Source organism: Nocardia sp. CA-135398, from assembly GCF_050955845.1.
Lineage (GTDB): Bacteria > Actinomycetota > Actinomycetes > Mycobacteriales > Mycobacteriaceae > Nocardia.
Genome location: NZ_CP192084.1, coordinates 7,335,019 through 7,353,862 on the forward strand (window position 1 = coordinate 7,335,019; position 18,844 = coordinate 7,353,862).

19 protein-coding genes are annotated in these 18,844 nt (G+C 64.8%); 9 read left to right on the forward strand and 10 right to left on the reverse strand.

What is annotated here, in order from left to right; genetic code table 11:
• Window positions 1–121: 121 nt before the first annotated feature.
• The 4 genes from ACQP1T_RS32785 to ACQP1T_RS32800 all read right to left on the reverse strand — a co-directional run bounded on the left by ACQP1T_RS32785 (window position 122) and on the right by ACQP1T_RS32800 (window position 4,509).
• Complete coding sequence (locus ACQP1T_RS32785; protein ID WP_433756894.1) at window positions 122–1,315, reverse strand: ROK family protein; 1,194 nt, start codon at window positions 1,313–1,315, stop codon at window positions 122–124.
• Window positions 1,316–1,342: 27 nt separating this feature from the next.
• Entirely contained in the window at window positions 1,343–2,584 is a 1,242-nt protein-coding gene (locus ACQP1T_RS32790; RefSeq protein WP_433756895.1) for a sugar ABC transporter permease, read from the reverse strand.
• The gene (locus ACQP1T_RS32795; RefSeq protein WP_433756896.1) at window positions 2,581–3,351 is read right to left on the reverse strand and encodes an ATP-binding cassette domain-containing protein; all 771 of its coding nucleotides are present in this window, start codon (window positions 3,349–3,351) and stop codon (window positions 2,581–2,583) included. The genes ACQP1T_RS32790 and ACQP1T_RS32795 overlap by 4 nt, the downstream gene beginning before the upstream one ends.
• Window positions 3,352–3,426: 75 nt before the next feature.
• Window positions 3,427–4,509 carry a sugar ABC transporter substrate-binding protein gene (locus tag ACQP1T_RS32800; RefSeq protein WP_433756897.1) on the reverse strand — a complete coding sequence of 361 codons (1,083 nt, stop codon included), beginning with the start codon at window positions 4,507–4,509 and terminating at the stop codon, window positions 3,427–3,429.
• Between the two features lie 590 nt (window positions 4,510–5,099).
• Here ACQP1T_RS32800 and ACQP1T_RS32805 point away from each other — a divergent pair.
• Window positions 5,100–5,582: a VOC family protein gene (locus ACQP1T_RS32805; protein WP_433756898.1), complete on the forward strand. Its 483-nt coding sequence runs from the start codon at window positions 5,100–5,102 to the stop codon at window positions 5,580–5,582.
• A gap of 184 nt (window positions 5,583–5,766) precedes the next feature.
• Here ACQP1T_RS32805 and ACQP1T_RS32810 read toward each other — a convergent pair whose 3' ends face one another.
• Window positions 5,767–6,360, reverse strand: a complete 594-nt coding sequence (locus ACQP1T_RS32810) for a histidine phosphatase family protein (RefSeq protein ID WP_433756899.1) — start codon at window positions 6,358–6,360, stop codon at window positions 5,767–5,769.
• A 519-nt stretch (window positions 6,361–6,879) separates the two neighbouring features.
• On the opposite strand from ACQP1T_RS32810, the gene ACQP1T_RS32815 reads away from it, so the two are divergent.
• Entirely contained in the window at window positions 6,880–7,695 is an 816-nt protein-coding gene (locus tag ACQP1T_RS32815) for a hypothetical protein (RefSeq protein ID WP_433756900.1), read from the forward strand.
• A gap of 10 nt (window positions 7,696–7,705) precedes the next feature.
• On the opposite strand, the gene ACQP1T_RS32820 is transcribed toward ACQP1T_RS32815, so the two are convergent.
• Window positions 7,706–8,203 carry a CGNR zinc finger domain-containing protein gene (locus ACQP1T_RS32820; RefSeq protein WP_433756901.1) on the reverse strand — a complete coding sequence of 166 codons (498 nt, stop codon included), beginning with the start codon at window positions 8,201–8,203 and terminating at the stop codon, window positions 7,706–7,708.
• Between the two features lie 70 nt (window positions 8,204–8,273).
• Between ACQP1T_RS32820 and ACQP1T_RS32825 the strand changes: the two genes are divergently transcribed.
• Window positions 8,274–8,396 (forward strand): hypothetical protein, encoded by a 123-nt coding sequence (locus ACQP1T_RS32825; protein WP_433756902.1) that lies wholly within the window; start codon window positions 8,274–8,276, stop codon window positions 8,394–8,396.
• Here the strand turns inward: ACQP1T_RS32825 and ACQP1T_RS32830 are convergent.
• The 3 genes from ACQP1T_RS32830 to ACQP1T_RS32840 are packed head-to-tail and all read right to left on the reverse strand — an operon-like array spanning window position 8,382 to window position 11,067.
• The gene (locus ACQP1T_RS32830) at window positions 8,382–8,933 is read right to left on the reverse strand and encodes a GNAT family N-acetyltransferase (RefSeq protein WP_433756903.1); all 552 of its coding nucleotides are present in this window, start codon (window positions 8,931–8,933) and stop codon (window positions 8,382–8,384) included. The genes ACQP1T_RS32825 and ACQP1T_RS32830 overlap by 15 nt on opposite strands.
• A gap of 19 nt (window positions 8,934–8,952) precedes the next feature.
• On the reverse strand, window positions 8,953–10,233 hold the full coding sequence (locus ACQP1T_RS32835; protein ID WP_433756904.1) for a diguanylate cyclase domain-containing protein: 1,281 nt from the start codon (window positions 10,231–10,233) through the stop codon (window positions 8,953–8,955).
• Between the two features lie 24 nt (window positions 10,234–10,257).
• Complete coding sequence (locus ACQP1T_RS32840; RefSeq protein ID WP_433756905.1) at window positions 10,258–11,067, reverse strand: SAM-dependent methyltransferase; 810 nt, start codon at window positions 11,065–11,067, stop codon at window positions 10,258–10,260.
• 278 nt (window positions 11,068–11,345) lie between these two features.
• Between ACQP1T_RS32840 and ACQP1T_RS32845 the strand changes: the two genes are divergently transcribed.
• From ACQP1T_RS32845 to ACQP1T_RS32855, 3 genes are read left to right on the forward strand one after another with little or no spacing between them, the layout of a single operon-like run.
• Window positions 11,346–12,341 (forward strand): cation diffusion facilitator family transporter, encoded by a 996-nt coding sequence (locus ACQP1T_RS32845; RefSeq protein ID WP_433756906.1) that lies wholly within the window; start codon window positions 11,346–11,348, stop codon window positions 12,339–12,341.
• Between the two features lie 45 nt (window positions 12,342–12,386).
• Window positions 12,387–13,880 carry a MerR family transcriptional regulator gene (locus ACQP1T_RS32850; protein WP_433756907.1) on the forward strand — a complete coding sequence of 498 codons (1,494 nt, stop codon included), beginning with the start codon at window positions 12,387–12,389 and terminating at the stop codon, window positions 13,878–13,880.
• A complete protein-coding gene (locus tag ACQP1T_RS32855; protein ID WP_433756908.1) occupies window positions 13,877–14,374 on the forward strand; it encodes a hypothetical protein in 498 nt (165 codons plus the stop codon). Before ACQP1T_RS32850 ends, ACQP1T_RS32855 begins: the two co-directional genes overlap by 4 nt.
• Before the next feature lie 71 nt (window positions 14,375–14,445).
• On the opposite strand, the gene ACQP1T_RS32860 is transcribed toward ACQP1T_RS32855, so the two are convergent.
• Window positions 14,446–15,336, reverse strand: coding sequence for a sigma-70 family RNA polymerase sigma factor (locus ACQP1T_RS32860; RefSeq protein WP_433756909.1), 891 nt, complete (start codon window positions 15,334–15,336; stop codon window positions 14,446–14,448).
• 125 nt (window positions 15,337–15,461) lie between these two features.
• On the opposite strand from ACQP1T_RS32860, the gene ACQP1T_RS32865 reads away from it, so the two are divergent.
• From ACQP1T_RS32865 to ACQP1T_RS32875, 3 genes are read left to right on the forward strand one after another with little or no spacing between them, the layout of a single operon-like run.
• Window positions 15,462–17,165 (forward strand): MFS transporter, encoded by a 1,704-nt coding sequence (locus tag ACQP1T_RS32865; RefSeq protein ID WP_433756910.1) that lies wholly within the window; start codon window positions 15,462–15,464, stop codon window positions 17,163–17,165.
• Window positions 17,166–17,198: 33 nt separating this feature from the next.
• A complete protein-coding gene (locus tag ACQP1T_RS32870) occupies window positions 17,199–18,056 on the forward strand; it encodes a class I SAM-dependent methyltransferase (protein ID WP_433756911.1) in 858 nt (285 codons plus the stop codon).
• Window positions 18,049–18,807 (forward strand): thioesterase II family protein, encoded by a 759-nt coding sequence (locus tag ACQP1T_RS32875; RefSeq protein WP_433756912.1) that lies wholly within the window; start codon window positions 18,049–18,051, stop codon window positions 18,805–18,807. Before ACQP1T_RS32870 ends, ACQP1T_RS32875 begins: the two co-directional genes overlap by 8 nt.
• Window positions 18,808–18,844 lie beyond the last annotated feature (37 nt).

An 18,844-nucleotide genomic window follows, 5' to 3' on the forward strand; every position in this document is an offset into this window, starting at 1 on the left:
ATCCCCGCAGGTAAACCACCCAAGCGACCGCTCTGGCGCACCGCACGATCAAGATCAGGTGGCACTGGTGGCGGAGTCTTCGGCCGATGCCTGCACAGCTTCCACCTGATCTTGATGCGAGTCAGTTGGAGATGCGGGCCAGGGTTTGTAGGGGGTCGGTCAGGACGTCGGCGAAGGCTAGTTCGGCGGCGCCGATGAGGGGGGCGTCGTCGGCGAGGGCCGAGGTGCGCAGTCGAACGCGTTCACGCACCGCGAGCAGGCCGTTCACCGCTAGCCTGCTGCGAACCTGCGCGGCGGAGGCGAGGTAGATTTCGCGCAGCACGCCGCCGAACACGACCATCGTCGGATTGAAGATATTGACCAGGTTGGCAACGCCGTATCCGAGCCAATCGCCGATCTGGTGTAATGCATCTCGGGCAGTGGCATCACCGCGCGCGGCAGCGTCCACGATCGCCTCGACCGCCGCACGCCCGGTGAGATCCGTCCGCCCGGCAACCGCGATCAACGCGAGTTCCCCGGCCTCGGCCTCCAGGCAGCCATGCGACCCGCACGTGCACGCCCGCCCACCCGGATTGACGATCATGTGCCCCACCTCGCCGCCATAACCGCCCTCACCACCGAGCAGCTTGCCGCCCATGATGATTCCGCCGCCGATACCGACCTCACCGTGCAGGTAGATCATGTCCGCGACCCCGACGCCGACACCACGCTCCCGCTCGGCAAGCGCACCGAGGTTGGCATTATTGCCGACCGCGACGCGCAACCCGAGACGCTCCGAAAGCCGCGCCCCGACCGGCACATCCACCCACCCGATATTCGGCCCGTACCGAACGACACCGTCCTCTTCCCGCACCATCCCGCAGAACGCGACTCCCACACCCACACATACGGTCTCGGGACCGGACCCACGAATCATGTTCTCCGCGAGGGCGGCCAGCGCACCGATCACCTCATTCGGATCGAGTGTGCCACTGGGACGGCGCGTTTCCCGCCGATCGAGAATCAGCCCACCCAAGCCGACCCGAGCCACCGCGAGCCGGTCCGCCCCGACATCCAGCGCCAACCCGTAGACCCGCTCCGATTCGGGCCGCACCACCAGCGACGGCCGCCCCGCCTTCCCGGTCTGCCCCGGCAGTTCCTCGCTGACCAGACCGGCCGCGGCGAGGTCGGCGGTCAGCGCCAGAATGGTGCTGCGATTGAGACCCATCCGCTCGGCGAGCGCCGCCCGCGACATGGGGCCGCTGGAGTGGACATGGCGCAGCAGCACGGCGAGGTTCTGCCGCCGGATCTCGTCCGGGGAAGGTGCAGCTCTCATTCGGGCGAACCTCCTCCCGGTCGTGGGTCAACTTCCTGGCAACGCACGCTTGCGCGACAGCGCGTCCACTCCCGCTGCCAACAGCAGCACGAATCCTGTCACAACGAATTTGGTGCCCGCGCTGTAGCCCATCAGGCCCATTCCGTTATTGATCACCGCGACCACCGCCGCACCGAGCACCGCGTCGAGCATCCGACCGCGCCCGCCGAACAGACTCGTACCGCCGATCACGGCCGCTCCGACAGCGGTCAGCAACACATCGCTGCCGCCGGTATTCGGATCGACGGAGTTGGCCCGCGACGCCGCGATCAGTCCACCCACCGCGGCCATTGTCGAACACAGCACGAAGGCACAGATTTTGATCCGATCGACCGGAATGCCCGCTCGCCGAGCCGCTTCCGCACTGCCGCCGACCGCGTAGATATGTCTGCCGAACGAGGTCCGGTTGAGCACGAACGTCCAAAGCAGTAGCAGCGCAACAATCAACGGCACCACGATCGGCATGCCCTTGAGCGAGTGCATCGCCGGGTTGCGGCTGCGTTCGTCATTCAGGATCAGCACCGCCACGCCCGCCACCGCGGCGACCGCCGCGATCCGAAGTGCGATCACCGTCGCGGTCTCACCGGTGAGACCAAGCTTGGTGCGCGCCCGCAGTTTTCGGTATTGGATAACCGCGAATCCAGCCAGCAGCACCACATACATGACCCAGCCGAGCCAAGGTGGCACATTCTTATTGGCGATCGCCAGGATCGTCTCGTTGTGGATCGAGATATTGCGCCCGTTGTCCATGATCTTCAGCGCCACACCCTGCAATGCCAGGAACGCCGCCAATGTCACCACGAACGAAGGGATTCCGATCTTCACCACGATCGTGCCGATGGTCAGGCCGATCGCGACGCCGGCGAGCAGCGAAACGAGTACCGCCGCGTACCAAGACCATCCCCTATCGGTGAGCAATACCGCGAGCACCGCCGCACACACGCCACTGGTGAATCCGGCGGACAGATCGATCTCACCGAGCAGCAGTACGAAGATCAGTCCCATGGCGATCACCGCGATGGCCGCCCCCTGGGTGAGCAGATTCGCGAAATTGCCCTGCGTCATGAACACCGGCCGCGCGATCCAGAACACCACCGACAGCACCGCCAGCGCGATAATCGACGGCAGCGCACCCATATTGCCGCTGCGCACCCGTCCGACATACGAGTTGACCAGCTCGGTCACCGGCGAGGCCGTGGCCTCGAATTTGTCCGTAACCACGGCGCTCATACGCTTGCTCCATTTCCGAGGCCGAGACTTCCGCTACGACCGGCGGTGATCAGTTCGACGATCTGCGCGTGCGTCACGTCGGCGGTGCGCACCTGCGCCGCCATCCGGCCGAGGTACAGCGCGGCGATCCGATCCGAGACCGCGAAGACGTCGTTCATATTGTGCGAAATCAACACCACCGCAAGGCCTTTGTCGGCAAGTCGACGAACCAACTCGAGCACCTGCTGGGTCTGAGCGACACCCAGCGCGGCCGTCGGCTCGTCCAGGATCACCACTTTGCTGTTCCACAGCACGGCTTTCGCGATCGCCACCGTCTGGCGTTGACCACCGGACAGACTCGCCACCTGTTGTCGCACCGACTTCACCGTCCGAACCGATAAGCCCGCCAGAGTCTTTCCGGCCAGCTCCTCCATCCCGTACTCGTCGAGGACCAGGCCGTGCTTCTTCTCCCGGCCGAGGAACATGTTCTGCACGATGTCGAGGTTGTCGCAGAGCGCGAGATCCTGGTACACGATCTCGATCCCGAGATCGGCGGCGTCACGCGGACTGTGCACACGCACCGGCTCGCCCTCGAAAAGGAATTCACCCGAATCGATCGGATGAGTGCCGCCGATGCACTTGACCAGGGTGGACTTGCCCGCGCCGTTATCGCCGACCAGTGCCGTCACCTCACCCGTGTACGCGGAGAATGCGACCTCGTGCAAGACATGGACGGGACCGAAACTCTTTTCTATCCCGCGTAATTCGATGACCGGGGTATCCGGCATGGGTGCAGCTCCTCAATTTGGGACGCCCCTTCCGCGGTCCCCTCATCGAACCGCGGAAGGGGCGGTGTAACACGATCAGCGGACCCCGTTATCCGCGCAGAGCTTGGCGAATTCGCCGGTGCACAGCTCGGCCTTGGTGACGTAGCCGTCCGCGACAACGTCGTTCACGTTCTCCTTGAAGATCGCCTTCGGTTCCAGCAGCACCGCGGGCACTTTCGCCTTCGCTTCGGGATCGTCGACGGTGCTGGTCGCCTCGCCCTTCTCACCCTTCGCGAGCGCGATCGCCAAGTTCGCGCCCGCATCGGCCTCCAACTTGATGGCCTTGTAGACGGTCATGCACTGATCGCCCGCGAGCACGTTCTGCAGGCCCTGGACCGTGGCATCCTGGCCGGTCACCGGGATCTGGCCGTTCAGCTTCTGCTTCTTCAGCACCGCGATCGCGGCATTGCCGAGCCCGTCGTTGGCCGCGAGCACACCGCCGAGATTCGGTGTGCCGGTGAGCATCTGCTCGAAGATGGTGCCCGCCTTGGTGTTATCCCACTCCGGCACCGCCTGATCCGGTCCCTTCGCATACTCACCGGAATCGAACTTCGGCTTGAGAACGCTGTCGTAGCCGTTCTTGAACAGTGTCGCGTTGTTGTCGGTCGGACTGCCGTTCAGATACGCGACGATCGGATTGACCGCCTTCTTGTCGGTGAGACACTTGGCCAGCCCGTCCCCCATCAACTTGCCGACCTTCACATTGTCGAACGACACATAGAACGGCGCCCCGCCGCCGAGAGTCAGCCTGTCGTAATCGATGACGGTCACCCCCTGCGACTTCGCCTTTTGAATCACGGCCTTGCCGGTCCCGCTGTCGAGGTTGGTGATCATCAGCACCGAGGCACCTTTGGTGATCATCTGATCCGCAATGGTCTGAAAGGCGTTCTTATCGCCCTGCGCGTTCTGGATATCCGCCTTGATCCCCGCCGCGTCGAACGCGGCCTGCAGATACTTCCGATCCGCCGTCTCCCACCGTGCGGATGACTTGCTATCCGGCAGGATCACACCGATCTTGGCGCCCCCACCACCGGAGTCCTTGTTGTCGTCCCCGCAGGCAGTGAGCGAGGTGAGAAGCGCGACCGATACGGCCGCAATGCCGAGGATCCCCTTACGCATGAGGGCGAGCCTTTCGTCGAACCACCGCCCGATCAGACCGGGCAGTCGAGCAAGAGCGAATGTTGTGCGACACAACATATTCTACTGTGACCCGAAGCACAGCCGTTTCGCAAAGATATTTGTTGTTTGCGATAACAATCCGGTTTCGAACGACGGTTGGTCGCGGCGCTCGAAGAGCGCGCCACTCAGGAAGATGAAGTCGTCGACCTCTCGGCAAGACTCCTATCCGGGCTCGTACATGATGTGGGAAGGACCGCCGATGCTGCGCCGCGTCCTCCCGTCGGCGCCTCCACGGACGATGTTCCTGCCCGAGAGCGCGGTGGAAAACCTGCTCCGCGAATTGGTCTCGACCTTGCAAGCATCGGTGTCGATCGACAACCTCGCACCGGTTTCCCAGCTACTCGTCGAATGGCGCCACACCGCCGAGATCTACGCGGACCCAAGCCTCCTCGACGCCGCAACCCGAAAGCTCGGTAACGACGGAGGGCCCGTCTCGCGCCCCGAGTCCGATCAAGACACGGCGTCAGCCCCTGAACGGGTCTCAGCGAGTAGCGTAATTCCATTCGATGCCGACGCGGAGGACACCACCGATGACCATCGGAATCACCAAGATCCGCCAAGTGAAGCTGCCCGTGACCGACCTCGAGAAGAGCGTCGCCTGGTACCGGGAACTCCTAGATCTGGTACCCGCCTTCGAGTTCTTCGAGAACGGCGCCGTACGTGGCGTCGTCCTCCTCGAGCCAAATGCCGACCTGCACATAGCGTTACGCGAACGCCTCTACTGCGCCAGCCGTCCGCACTTGAACGACTTCGACGCCTTCGCCCTGCGAGTCGACTCACTCGACTCCTTCACAAAACTGATCGAACGCGCCGACCGCCTGGGCGCATCGCATAGCGAGATCCACGACCGCGGACCGTACGGCGCGGCACTCGACATCAGCGACCCGGACGGCACGGTGATCCGTTTCCTCTACGAACCCGATGACTACCCCACCGGCTTCGCCGGGCTGGAATTCGGCCCCGACGGTACCCCGAGCACGTACCGGGAGTCGCGACTCGGTGGCGATTCGTAATAGGGGGAAGGCCCACCTTCATCAACAGCCATCAACCAACTCCGTTCGCTCATTCCCTAGAGTTCTCTGGGCGCCCAAGTCGATGCACGGTATATGTCTCCCACTGGGTTGCACGGAAGGTGCGGCGGCAGAACGTATCACCGATATCGCTGTCTTCGGTGGGTGCGTGATGAAACCTGCTCGGCTACGTAGGCCACGATGGGCAGTGCCAGGTGCCGCCGTCCCATTCCACGAGAAACGGCTCGGCGTGCGGTAGCGGTGTTCCCCAGACACGGGAGCCGACGGCGCATAGCCGCGCAACTGTCACAGTAAGGCTCGCCACGTGGCCGACAACCGTGACGGTCTCTCCCGGATGGGCACTTGCGATCTGACGGAAGGTCGCGGCCATGCGAGCGAACACATCTCGCCCCGACTCACCGTCCGCTACTCGCTGTTCGAGATCGTGCTCGACGATCCAGGCCCGCAGGACTTCCGCGGTTTGTTTCCGGACTGTCGGATCAGTAGTCCCCTCGTACTCGCCGATGCCGACTTCGGCCAGGTCAGCTACCGTGACGACGTCGAGACTCCGTCTTGATGCGATAAACGCAGCCGTCTGCTGGGCGCGAAGTGCGGTGCTGGAATAGATCCGAGCGATCGGCTCGCCGCTCAGGACACGGGCGGTCTCGGCAGCCTGTCGACAGCCACGGTCGGTCAGCGGCGATCGCGGTACGGCTCCGGCGATACCCGCAGTGACGTTCTCCGATTCGGCGTGCCGTAGGCACCACATCCTCACGTTCATTCGGCTCCTGACAATCGGCTGCCCGTTGTGGTTCAGGGTGCGCTGTCATGATCGACGAAAGCGGCATCGCAGTGGAGTCAGCACCATGCGCACTTCTTTTCATTCTGCGATTGGTATTCGCCCGGGCGGCGATCTTCGCCAGCATCCGTTGGCTTGTCCGACGCAATATCCTCGTCGGGGTGGTAGGGAGGAGTTGTGGTGGAGACGTGTCCGGTTGGGATCTCTGGTCGAGCTCGGTGGCGGGAGCATGGTGGGTGGCGGGGGGCCGTTCGGAAGGCTGAACTGCCTGGTGGGCAACCGGTTTGGATCGTCAGTGGGTATGACGAGGTGGCGGAGTTGTTGGGGGATGTGCGGCTCAGTGTGGATAAGCGGTGTTCCGGGGGTGGGTATTCGGGATTTTCGTTGCCGTCGGTCTTGGATCGGAATCTGCTGAATGTGGATGGCGTTGAGCATGGGCGGCTGCGGCGGCTTGCGGCTCCTGCGTTTTCGCGTAGATCGGCCGATTCGCTTCGGAGGATAGTGCAGCGTATCAGTGCGGCCACGTTTCAAAACCTGGCCGAAAAGGGCGGTGGCACAGTCGATCTGCTCGAACGGCTCTGCGTTCCGGTGCCCGCGCTCGTGATCGGTGAGTTGCTCGGTGTGCCTGCCGATCGGTATAGGGAGTTGCGGGACGCGGCTGCTGCGATGGTGACGTTCGATGCCTCGTCGAAGGAGTCCGCGGTCCGGCTGGCGGATGCGGTCGAGTGGACGGCGGGGACGTTCACGAGCGTGGTGCGGACCAAGCGGGATGAGCCCGCGGATGATCTGATCAGTGGGTGGGTGCGGGCGCGGGATGACGCGGACTTGTTGTCCGAGGACGAGTTGATTTCGCTGGCGTTTTTGATGATGTTGGCGGGGCTGGAGAATGCGGTTCATTTGTGCGGCAACATATTCGCCTCGCTACTCGGATCGGATGACCCGTTGGCGGTCTGGTCGGCGCGGCGGGCAGAAACCATGGAGGCCGCCAATCCCCTGCCGTTCGCGATTCGGCGGTTCGCGGTTGCGGATCTGACGATCGGCGACCGCTTGATTCCCGAGGGTGACACCGTATTGCTCTCGTTGTTCGGCGCGGATTCGGATCCGGCTCGTGGTGGGCGGGCGAGCTTGATGTTCGGGCGTGGGCCGCATTATTGCCTGGGCGCACAGGTCAGCGACATGATTGTCGATGCCGTCGTCCCGGAGTTGTTCGTGCGGTATCCGCAAGTGCGGCCGTCGGTTCCGGAGTCCGAGTTGGAGTATCGCGCGTCGTGGCGTTCGCATGGACTGGTTGCGTTGCCTGTGCGGCTGACGGTCTGACAGCGGACTTTCACGCCGAGCGCGCCCGATGTTCCGCCACATGGACACGATTCGAACAGCGCGTCGAGCAGAACCTACGTCGACCATTGCGCGACGTATCGACGAAGACCGAACCGCACCCCTCACGAGCGCAGCGTCCGATACGGCCGGGGTCCGCACAGAACAGCTCCGCTAGCCCGGCGGCGGTGTACGCCTTGACGCGCTCGTCGATCGGGGCATCCTCGCGGGCGTAGTGCAGGTGGGGTGCGCGGCCGTCGTGCGTGGAGATGTAGGGCTGGCTGGTGGTCTCGGCAAGTAGGGCGTTGAGCAGGTCGACGCTCGGTTCGGTGAAGACCTCGTCGAGGCGCACTATCCAGCGGCGCAGCTCGGCGGTCTGCCGGGCGTTGAGGGTGCCGAGCGGCTTGTATCCGGAATCGGCGAGCAGCTGCAGCAGGTCGTGCCGCGGGTCCGCGTTCACCAGTCGGGCGGCGAGTTCGGCCGCCGCGCCTCCGTAAGGGTTGAAATGCACTGAGCCATTACACCAGGCTGGACGCATGATCGCTACCTGCCCGTCTTGCTCCTGGTCGTCCCCTACCGTCGTGTCGTCACACGGCGCCACCAGCTACCTGCGCTGCATCTGCGGGCGGTGGTTGATCAGCGAGCACGGGGCGGTGGTGGCACAGGCAGGCACCAGCACGCTGGAAGCGCTATCCGACCGCTAGCCACTCCGGCGCCAGCACCGACCAGACCTCCACGTCGAATCGTTGACCACGATGCGGGTAGAACTCCCGCAGCACACCGTCTTTGGTCATTCCCAACCGCCGCGCCACCGCGATGCTGGCATGATTCGGCGACGCGACCAGCCACTCCACCCGGTGGATGCCGCGCTCTCGGATTGCCCAGTCGATGATCACGCGGGCGGCCCGGGTCGCCAGGCCACGGCCCGCGGCCGAGGGTTCCAACCAACAGCCCGCCTCGGCGACGCCAAGCGCGAGATCCATCGTCCGGAACAGGACGCTGCCGACCAACTTGCCGTCCAGCCGGATCCCATAGATCCGGCCGGTGTCGGCCGCCGCCTTCTCCGCGTACTCGCGCAGGTAGGCGCGGCTCGACTCCAGATCCGCTACGGCGTCGGCAACTTTGATGTATTGCCCGATGGACTCGCGCCCACGGTCCATATGTTCCAGGAACTCCACGGCATGCCGCGGTTCGAGCGGACGCAACTCGGCACCGTCCGCACCGAGGGATATCGCGAACATCGTGACCTTCCGTTGGTAGCTAATGCCGGAGTCGGCGTCCTCCCGCGGTCTTGTTGCGGTACATCGCGGTGTCGACGGCGTGCATCATTTCGTCGATGTCGGCGGGGCGGTCTTCGACGAAAACCGTTCCGATGCTGGCACCTACGACCACGGGGCGTCCGGCCACCTGCATCGGGGTAGCGAGGCCGTCCAGCAGGAGCCCGGAAATTGCTTCCAATTGCTCTGTGCCCGTGCACTTCTCGACGAGTACGATGAACTCGTCGCCGCCGATTCGCGCGACCAGTCCGCCGACGGATTCGACGGAGACACGCAGCCGCTGGGCAACGTCGCGCAGCACCCGATCCCCTACCGTATGCCCCCACACATCGTTCACTTCCTTGAACCCGTCGAGGTCCAGATAGCAAACACCAACTGGCGGAATGGCATTCGCCAGCCGATTGAAGAAGAGGACACGGTTGGGCAGACCGGTCAGGCTGTCGTGGTTGGCGTCGTGCCACAGCTGGTCGGCCAGTTGTTTGCGTTCGGTGACGTCGACGGCGACGCCGATCAGGAAGCGAACCTGCCCACTGCTGTCGCGGACCGCGGACATGGACAGATCGATACTGGTGATGGTGCCGTCACGTCGGAGATGGTCGGTTTCGAGGCGGAAACGGTCGGTCCGACCGCTGAGTAGGTGCTCCAAATTGGCATATGCGTCACCGATATTCGCGGGTCCGAGCAATTCGGCGACCGACCGACCGGGCATCATGGCCGCGGGTAGTCCGAGCATATCGGCCATGGCCGCGTTCACCTCCAGTACCCGACCGGTGACGTCGACCGTCCCGATCCCAACCGACGCTCCCGCGAAGACCGCTTCGAACCTGGCCTCCGACAATTGCCTTCGCACCTCGGCCTCCTGCGCGGCCGAAAACGCCGCTGCGAGTGTGGTTTCCTGCTCCCCTAACGCCGCGTTCCGCAGCGCTGAGGTGAAGCCAGCGGCGAACTCGGCAGCGACAACTATCGCACGCTCGCGAACTACCACGTAATCGGATTCGGTTCCGGTGGGGCAGATTTCACGAACCATATCCCGGCAGATAACCAGAACCGAACGGCTGACGGCGATCTGATCACGATAATTAGCCGCGACGAGCACCGCGGCGGCGTCCTGAGCGACCGTGATCTCTCGCGTCCCGCGCAGGGCCGCGACCAGCACATCGGCGAGTTCCGCTAGCAGAGTTTCGATTTGGCTTCGGGTGAGGATCGGAGCGACAGCGCCGTCGAGCGCGTCCGCCCATCGCATTGCCAGCTCACGCGTCCCCACACGAACCCCCTGCCACGGCTCCGGTCAGGCCTTCCGGCCGACGCCCGCCAGGCCGAGCGACCGGCCCGGCGTCTCGTATAGGTCGCGCTCGGATTCCGGCCGCCACGCGGGTAGCTCGACGACGCCGGGTTCGACCAGCTCCCACCCGTCGAACATCGCGGAGATGTCGTCCTTGGAGCGGAAGTGGATGCCGACGCGGGTCACATTGGCCGCATTGCGGCCGAGCCTGCCCGCATCCTCGGGGCGCGACTCCGATGTCAGGTGCGAGATCGCGACATAGCTTCCGGCGGGGACTGCCGCACGCAGGGCGCGCACCTTCTCGACCGGCCGGTCGTCGTCGGATAGCAAGTGCAGCACCGCCACCAGCAGCACCCCGACCGGTTGCTCGAAATCGATGAGGCCGGTCTCGCGTACTCGGGCCAGCAGCTCGTCGGGCTTGCGCAGGTCTGCTTCGATGGCCGCGACCTTGTCGTTGTGCAGCAGGATCGCGCGAGCGTGGGCGACGGCGACCGGATCGATATCGGCATAGAGCACGCGTATCTCCGGGTCCACCGACTGTGCGATCTCGTGCACATTGCCCGCGGTCGGAATGCCCGAACCGATATCGAGGAACTGACGCACCCCCTGGTCGGCGAGGAAGCGGACAGCGCGGCGCAGGAAGGCCCGGTTGCTCAGCGCAAGGCGGGGCAGGTCGGGCACCAGTTGCTTGCCCGCCTCGGCGGCCTTGCGATCGATCTCGAAGTTGTGTGAGCCGCCGAGCAAGGCGTCATACATCCGTGCCGGGCTCGCCTGTTGCATATCCACGCCCTCGGGCGCCCACGCAGGCCTGTCCATCGCATCCCCTCTGCATTCACCATCGGACCAACCCGATCCAGGTCCGCACCGCCGGATACCGCGTTGTTGATCACCGAGAGGTGCAGTCCGCATAGTAGTCGGGCCGGTCGGTCCGAATGATCACGAATTCGCCACTGTTGATCTGCGGCTACGAGGGTGACAAATATTCACACATGCGCATGATTGCAAGATCCGCTACGCTGTCGAACGGCAGCATTATCAAGCGGAAGGGGCGTTCGACTATGGGCGAGCAGTGCGTGTCGCCGAAGCGGTCGGCAATGGTGGCCAGCGAAGCCGAGCACACCGATCATGATCACGCGCACTCCGACCATTCGGACAAACACGCCCACAGCCACGACCACGGCGTCTCGGCGGATTCGAATCCGCGCTGGCTGGCCATCGCGCTCGGCTTGATCGTCGCGTTCATGGTGGCCGAGGTGGTCGTCGGTCTGCTGGCACAATCGCTCGCGCTGATCTCCGATGCCGCGCACATGCTCACCGATGCCGCCTCGATCGTGCTCGCGATGATCGCGATCCGGTTGGCTCGGCGTCCGGCATATGGGCGGTACACCTACGGGTTCAAGCGGGTCGAAATCCTTTCGGCACAGGCAAATGGGATCACATTGCTGCTGCTCGCGGCGTGGTTCGTGTACGAGGGCATCAATCGGCTGATAAATCCGCCGGATGTCGAAGGGCCGCTGGTACTGATCACGGCATTGGTCGGGATCGTGGTCAATATCGCCGCCGCGTGGAGCATCAGCCGCGCCAATCGGACCAGCCTGAATGTCGAGGGCGCGTTCCAGCACATCCTCAACGACCTCTATGCCTTCATCGGGACCGCCATCGCGGGCGCGGTGGTGTGGTTGGCCGGATTCGCCCGTGCCGATGCGATCGCCGCGCTGGTCGTCGCGGCGCTGATGATCAAGGCGGGCTGGTCCTTGGTTCGGGACTCGGGGCGGATCTTCCTGGAAGCCGCGCCCGCCCATCTGAATCCCGACGCCATCGGAGCGCGCATCGTCGCGGTCCGGCAGGTGACCGAGGTCCACGATCTGCACGTCTGGCAGATCACCTCCGGACAGGCGTCGCTGTCGGCGCATGTCCTCGTCGACGACGCCGCCGATTGCCATGCGATTCGATCGACGATCGAGACCGTGCTGCACGACGAATTCGGCTTGGCACATACGACTTTGCAGGTGGATCACTCGTCGGACCTGGAGGTCTCCGCCGACGACGCGCACTGCGCCGACGCACACGGGCCGGTGCACCGGTCCTGATCGCCCGTTTGACCTTCGAGTTACCTGACACTCCATGATGAGCGGGTGGCGGGCGATGGGTTGATCACGATCGGCGGGTTGGCGCGGGCCTGTGGGCTCACGGCAAGTGCGCTGCGGTTCTACGACGATTGCGGGTTGCTGGTTCCGGTTCGGGTGGATGAGCTGACCGGGTATCGGTACTACAGCGATGCGCAGATCGAGCGCGGGGTGATGATTCGGCGGCTGCGGGGCATCGGGGTGCCACTCGAGGTTGTTTCGGAAATTTTGAACGCGGACGGTGCGCGGGCCGAGCGGTTGCTCGACGAGCATGTGGCGGAGCTTGCGCGGCGGGCTCGGGAGGCTGCCGCGGTTGCGCGGGTGATCAAGGAGGAGATCGGAGCGGGCGTGGTGTTGTCGGCGGCGGTGTTGGCGGCGGCCATCGAGCAGGTGCGGTCGGCGGCGGCTCTGGATCGCGAAATACCAGTGCTGACTGGGGTTTTGGTGGAGTCGGATGGTGATTCGGTCACGTTGACGGCCACCGATCGTTATCGGCTTTCGACGCGGGCGATGGCGCCGGTGCGGCCGAGCGGTGCGGCGTGGTCGGCGGTTGTCGATGCGGGTGAGTTGGGTGGAATCGCATCCTGGCTGCGAGGATTGGATGAGGTGACCGTGCGTGCCGCTGGTGGAGCGCTCGTATTCACCGCCGGGCGTGCCGCTGATGATGGGCTCGTCTCGACCTCCGGGCAGGCCACCGAGAACGCGCTCGTCTCGACCTCCCGGCGTGCCACCGACAGCGCACTCGTCTCCACCCCCCGGCGTGCCGCTGATGATGCTCTCGTCTCCACCCCCGGACGTGCCACCGACAACGCGCCCGTTCCCACCCCCGGACGTGCCACCGACAACGCGCCCGTCTCGACCTCCCGGCGTACCGCCGACAACGCGCCAGTCTCCACTCCCGGGCATACCGCCGACGATGCGCTCGTCTCGACCTCCAGACGTGCCACCGACAACGCACTCACCTCCACCCCCGGGCATGCCACCGACAACGCACTCGTCTCGGCCAACGACGGATCCGAGCGGCGGTGCGGCACCATCGATGAGGCGTTTCCGGATTATCGGGCGATGCTGGCGGGGCTGGGTGCGATTCGGACGCGGGTGGTGGTGGGGCGTGATGCGTTGCTCACCGTGTTAGAGGATGGCGGCGCTTCACCGGTTGTGTTCTCGGTCAATGGGTCTGGGCTTTTCGTGACGTGCGATGAGCAATTCGGACCCGGCCTCGTGACCTGCGGTGGACACCTCTTGCTCGATTCACCTCGTTCTCCCGATTCACAGCCGAGTTCGAGCCTGCGCATTCCGGCAGCCGTCACGGGACCAAATATCGATATTGCCTTCTCCCCCACCACATTACGGCCCGCGTTGGTGAGTGCGATCGGTCCGGAAGTCATGCTCGATATCGCTGCGGCCGACGCACCCGTGGTCGTTCGTTCCGCGACGGACGGCGAGCTGACCACGCTGGTAATGCCAACTGCTGTGCTGAATTCGAAGGAGTACGGCGCATGAATGCCGCTGGTGAAACCATGGTCGCCATCACACAGGCGGTCGAGCTCGGGCGGACAGGCTCGCCCGAAGCCGCGCGGGAGGCACTGCTCGGGATATGGGCGGCGATCGGTCCACAGGGCGATCCGCTGCATCGGTGCACGTTGGCGCACTATCTCGCGGATCTGTACGACGATGCGGCCCAGGCGCTTTGCTGGGATGTTCGGGCGCTGGATGCGGCGGACAGTCTGACCGATGAGCGGTTGCATCGCCACGATGCGAATCTGGATGTGCGCGGTTTCTATCCGTCGCTGCATCTGAATCTGGCGGACAATTATCGTCGGCTCGGCTCGTTCGATGCGGCGCAGTGCGAGATCGATGCGGCGCGCGGGTGTATGGATGCGCTCGGCGAGGACGGTTACGGGGCGATGATTCGCACCGCGATTGATGAAGTCGCCGAAGCGATTCGGATGCGGACGACCGTTCGACGGGCCTCCGCTCCGAACGGACGCGGGTAGGCTTCCGAATCTCGCACAGCCATGACCTCTCGAACAGCCCTGACCCGAGGCCTGATGCGGTACCTCTTCGGTTATGTCTCGTCGGGAACGGCGAGGGAGATGGCAGCCAGACGGTTCGGGTCGGCGATGATGTCGACGGTGGTTATCCGATGGCCGGTGATGGTGAACGCGAGCAGACACTCCAGATTTCCATTGGGTGCGACCACCAGTCCCATATGGCCGTCGATCAGTGCCGGTCGGGTGTAGCGGGCCCGGCTGGAGAACATCAGGGCGCTGGAAGTCACGCGGCGAGCGCCACTCATGCGGATCGGGTGTCCGCTGGGTGCGGCGACGGCGTCGGCGTGCAGTTCGACCTCCGGGTCGAGTACGGCTATCAGCGCGTCGAAGTCACCGGCGCGGGCGGCACGCAGGAAGGCATCGACAACCGCACGTTCATCGGCGATGCGGCCGGTCTCAGCCAGGGGTGCGCCGCGGACGCGGCGGCGGGCGCGGGCGGCCAGTTGTGCGGCAGCGGCTGGCGTGCGTCCGAGGATGGGCGCGAGTTCGGCGTATGGCAGGTCGAAGAGATCGTGCAGCACGAAAGTCAGTCGCTCAGCCGGACCGAGGGTGTCGAGCACGACAAGTAGTGCGAGCCCGACCGAGTCGGCCAACACCGCCTCTTGTTCCGGATCCATGGCGTCCGCGGGCACCGCGGGGAGATCGGTCGGTAGCGCGCCGACCGGGTCTTCGCGGCGGGCTTTGCGGGCGCGCAGCATATCCAGGCAGATGTGGGCGACGACCGCGGTCAGCCAGTTGCGCAGGTTGCGCACGCTTTCGGTTTCGGCGCGGTCCAGTCGCAGCCATGCCTGTTGCACGGCGTCATCGGCCTCGCTAGCGGAGCCGAGCATGCGGTAGGCGACGGCATTGAGGTGGGCGCGGTGGTCTTCGAAGCGTTGCGCGAGCCACTGGGTCTCATCGGTCATCGGCGGTCTCCTTCCGTCCGATTCGCCTGTCATGTCGACGGGTCGGGCTCCGTCATATCTATGACGGACGAAACCGCGGTGACATGACACGCCCGCGGTCCCATCTCGGATAGAAGGGCGAACTGATGCACACGACATCCGAACTGCGCCCGACACGGGAGCCGACGCCGGATAAGCGGCGCTGGCTCGCACTGGTGGTATTGCTGGTGGCCGGATTCATGGATCTACTCGATGTGACGATCGTGAATGTGGCGCTGCCGACGATCCAAAGCGATCTGAACGCACCCTACGCGGATCTGGAGTGGGTGGTGTCGGGTTATCTGCTCGGATTCGCGGCGATGCTGATCACCGGCGGCCGACTCGGCGACCTGCTCGGCCGCAAAACCATCCTGCTCGTCGGCCTGACCCTGTTCACGCTCGCATCGCTGGCATGCGGAATCGCCCCTGGCCCGACGTGGCTGATCGCCGCGCGAATAGTCCAGGGCGCGACCGCCGGGCTGATGATCCCGCAGATCCTGGCGATCATGCACGTATCGTTTCCCGCCGCCGAACGCGGGAAGGTGTTCGGGATCTGGGGCGGTGTGCTCGGCTCGGCATCGGTGGCCGGATTGATCGTGGGCGGAATCCTGGTGCAGGCCAACCTTTTCGGCATGGCGTGGCGGCCGATCTTCCTGGTCAACGTGCCCGTCGGGATGCTCGCCATACCCGCTGCGATGGTGCTGGTGCGGCAGTCCCGCTCGGCCACGGCGGATCGATTGGATCCGCTCGGCACCGTCCTCGCGATCGCCGCGGTGCTGCTGCTGGTCTATCCGCTGACCGAGGGACGCACCCTCGGCTGGCCGGTGTGGACCTTCGCGCTGATGGCCGCCGCCGCACTGCTCCTTGCGGTATTCGTCAGCTACGAGCGGCGCCGGAGCGCGACGGTCGGATCGCCGCTGGTGGTGCTGAATCTGTTCCGGGAGCGCACATTCAGTGCCGGGATGGCCGTGTGGCTGTTGTTCTGGATCGCACTCGGCGGCTACTTCCTGGTGTGGACGCTGTATCTGCAAGCGGGGCTCGGCTGGACGCCGCTGCGGGCCGGGCTGAGCGCATCGCCCTTCGCGGTGGCCGCTGCGGCCGGAGCCGGAACCAGTGTGCAGGTATTCGTGCCGCGCTACGGGCGGATGGTGCTGTTCGCGGGCGCGATGATCAATGCCGCCGGGTTCGGGCTATACCTATACCTGGCCGCGCACTACGGCTCTGGCATCACCTCCGCGCAGATGTTCGCGCCGCTCGCGATCAGCGGATTCGGGTTCGGACTCTTCGCCGCCCCTACCGTCGATCTGATCCTGTCCGGGGTTCCCGGCCACGATGCCGGGTCCGCGTCCGGACAGTTGTCGACCATTCAGCAGGTCGGCATGGCGTTGGGTGTCGCGCTGGCCGGGGTGTTCTTCTTCACCCAACTCGACAACACGTCCGCCGACGGCACCACCGCGGCCATCCCCGCCCTCCAACAGCGACTGACCGACCTGAACATCCCGGCCACCGCCCGCGAACAGATACTCACCCAATTCCGTGCCTGCGTACACGACCGCTCCGCCGCCACCGACCCCACCGCCATACCGTCCAGCTGCCAGTCCGCACCCGGACAACCCGATGCACTAGCGCAAGCACTCACCAAGGCCGGGCTAGAAGCCAACGCGCACAATATGTCTCGCACGTTCGCCCAAACCCTGTGGTGGGCCGTCGGCATTCTGATCGCCGTCGCCGCGGGCGCGTTCGCGCTCCCGCGGCGGTTGACCCCAGAAGGCGCCGCATGCGTACCGGTCTTGCGCGCCCCGCGGTCGTGAGCACCGTTTCGTTCGCTGTGCAAGACTGCACTGGTGGCTGAGACCGCTGAACTAGTTACCAACGTTTCCGACACCGCCCGCTGGGTGGCCGCCTTCCGCGCCGCCGAATCCGCGCGACCGGATGCCCTCTTTCACGATCCCCTCGCCGACCGAGTCGCCGGGGAGCGGGGCCGCGCCATAGCCGCCCACACGCCGCGCTTGATGCGCAGTGGCTGGAACCTGACCACGCGGACCAAACTCATCGACGACCTGATCCTGAAGACCATCGCGCAAGGCTGCGATCGGGTGGTCAATATGGCCGCGGGGATGGATACTCGCCCGTACCGTTTGGATCTGCCCACCGAATTGTCTTGGACAGAGGCCGATCTCCCCGAATTGGTCGCCGAGAAGAACGAGCTGCTGAAGGGGGAGGCGCCGCGATGCGCGCTCACCCGCACGGCGGTGGATCTCGCCGATCCCGAGGTACGGGAGCAGTTCCTGGACGCGGCCCTCGACGGTGCGCATCGGGCGTTGGTACTCACCGAGGGGCTGGTCTACTATCTCAGCGACGAGGATGTCACCAGCTTGGCCGCCGCGCTGGCTCGACCTGAAATCGCCTGGTGGGCACTGGATGTCAATAACCAGGCGGTTGTGAAGCGGATGAGCAAAGCAACCGCCGAACTGCTGGCCAATGCCCCCTGGCGGTTCGGTCCGGTCGATCCGCTGGGCTTCTTCGCCGACCTCGGCTGGACGGCCGACGAGGTGGAACCTATAGTCCCGGCGGCACACCGGTTCCACCGGCTGCCCTGGTTCATGAAGCCGTTCATGCTCTTCCCGCAGCCGGATCCCCGCAAGCCGATCGAAAATTCGCGGCAGCCTTGGAGTTCGGTGGTGCGCCTCGCTCATGGGTAACAGCTGGCTACGTCGCCTGTCTCCCGCGCGGACGGCTGGATCTCATAAACTGGTTTGCTTTCCGCATGCCGGCGGTTCCGCCATATCTTTCGGCCCATTGGCCGAACGCGTCGGGCCGGAGTATGAGGTTTTCGCTATCCAGTATCCGGGGCGACAAGACAGACGACTCGAGCCGCTGGTGGACAATATCGCGGACCTCGTCGATGGGCTACTTCCCGAGCTGAAAGCAGCAGTCGGGGATGCCCAGGACTTTTCCTTGTTCGGGCACAGTATGGGGTCTGTCGTAGCTTTCGAGGCATGCCGGCGGCTGGAGCACGAATCGGGAGCGAGCGCGCGGGTGCTGTTCGCCTCCGGTCGGCGCGCGCCTTCGGCTGCGCTACCCGAGCTGCGAACGCACCTGCTGAGCGATCGAGAACTCGGTGAGCACCTGGTGCGGTTCGGCGGCACACCATCGGCGTTGCTCGAGGATCCTGAATTTCGCGAGCTGATCCTGTCGATCGTCAGGAACGACTACCGAGCCATCGAGAACTACGAGTGCAGTGCGGACGCGAAGGTCAGCAGCCCTATCGTCGCCATTGTCGGCGATCGTGACCCCGATGCGAGTCTCGCGCAAATCGAGGAATGGGGCGCGCACACCACTGGAAGCTTCTTCGCGAAATCATTTCCGGGCGGTCATTTCTTCATCGATTCGAATCGCCACCCGATAGGACAGCTGATTCGCGATCACTGCGCCCGAGCACTCTCGCGCTAGAGCCGCGACGACCGGGTGAGCGACTCGCCCACCCGGT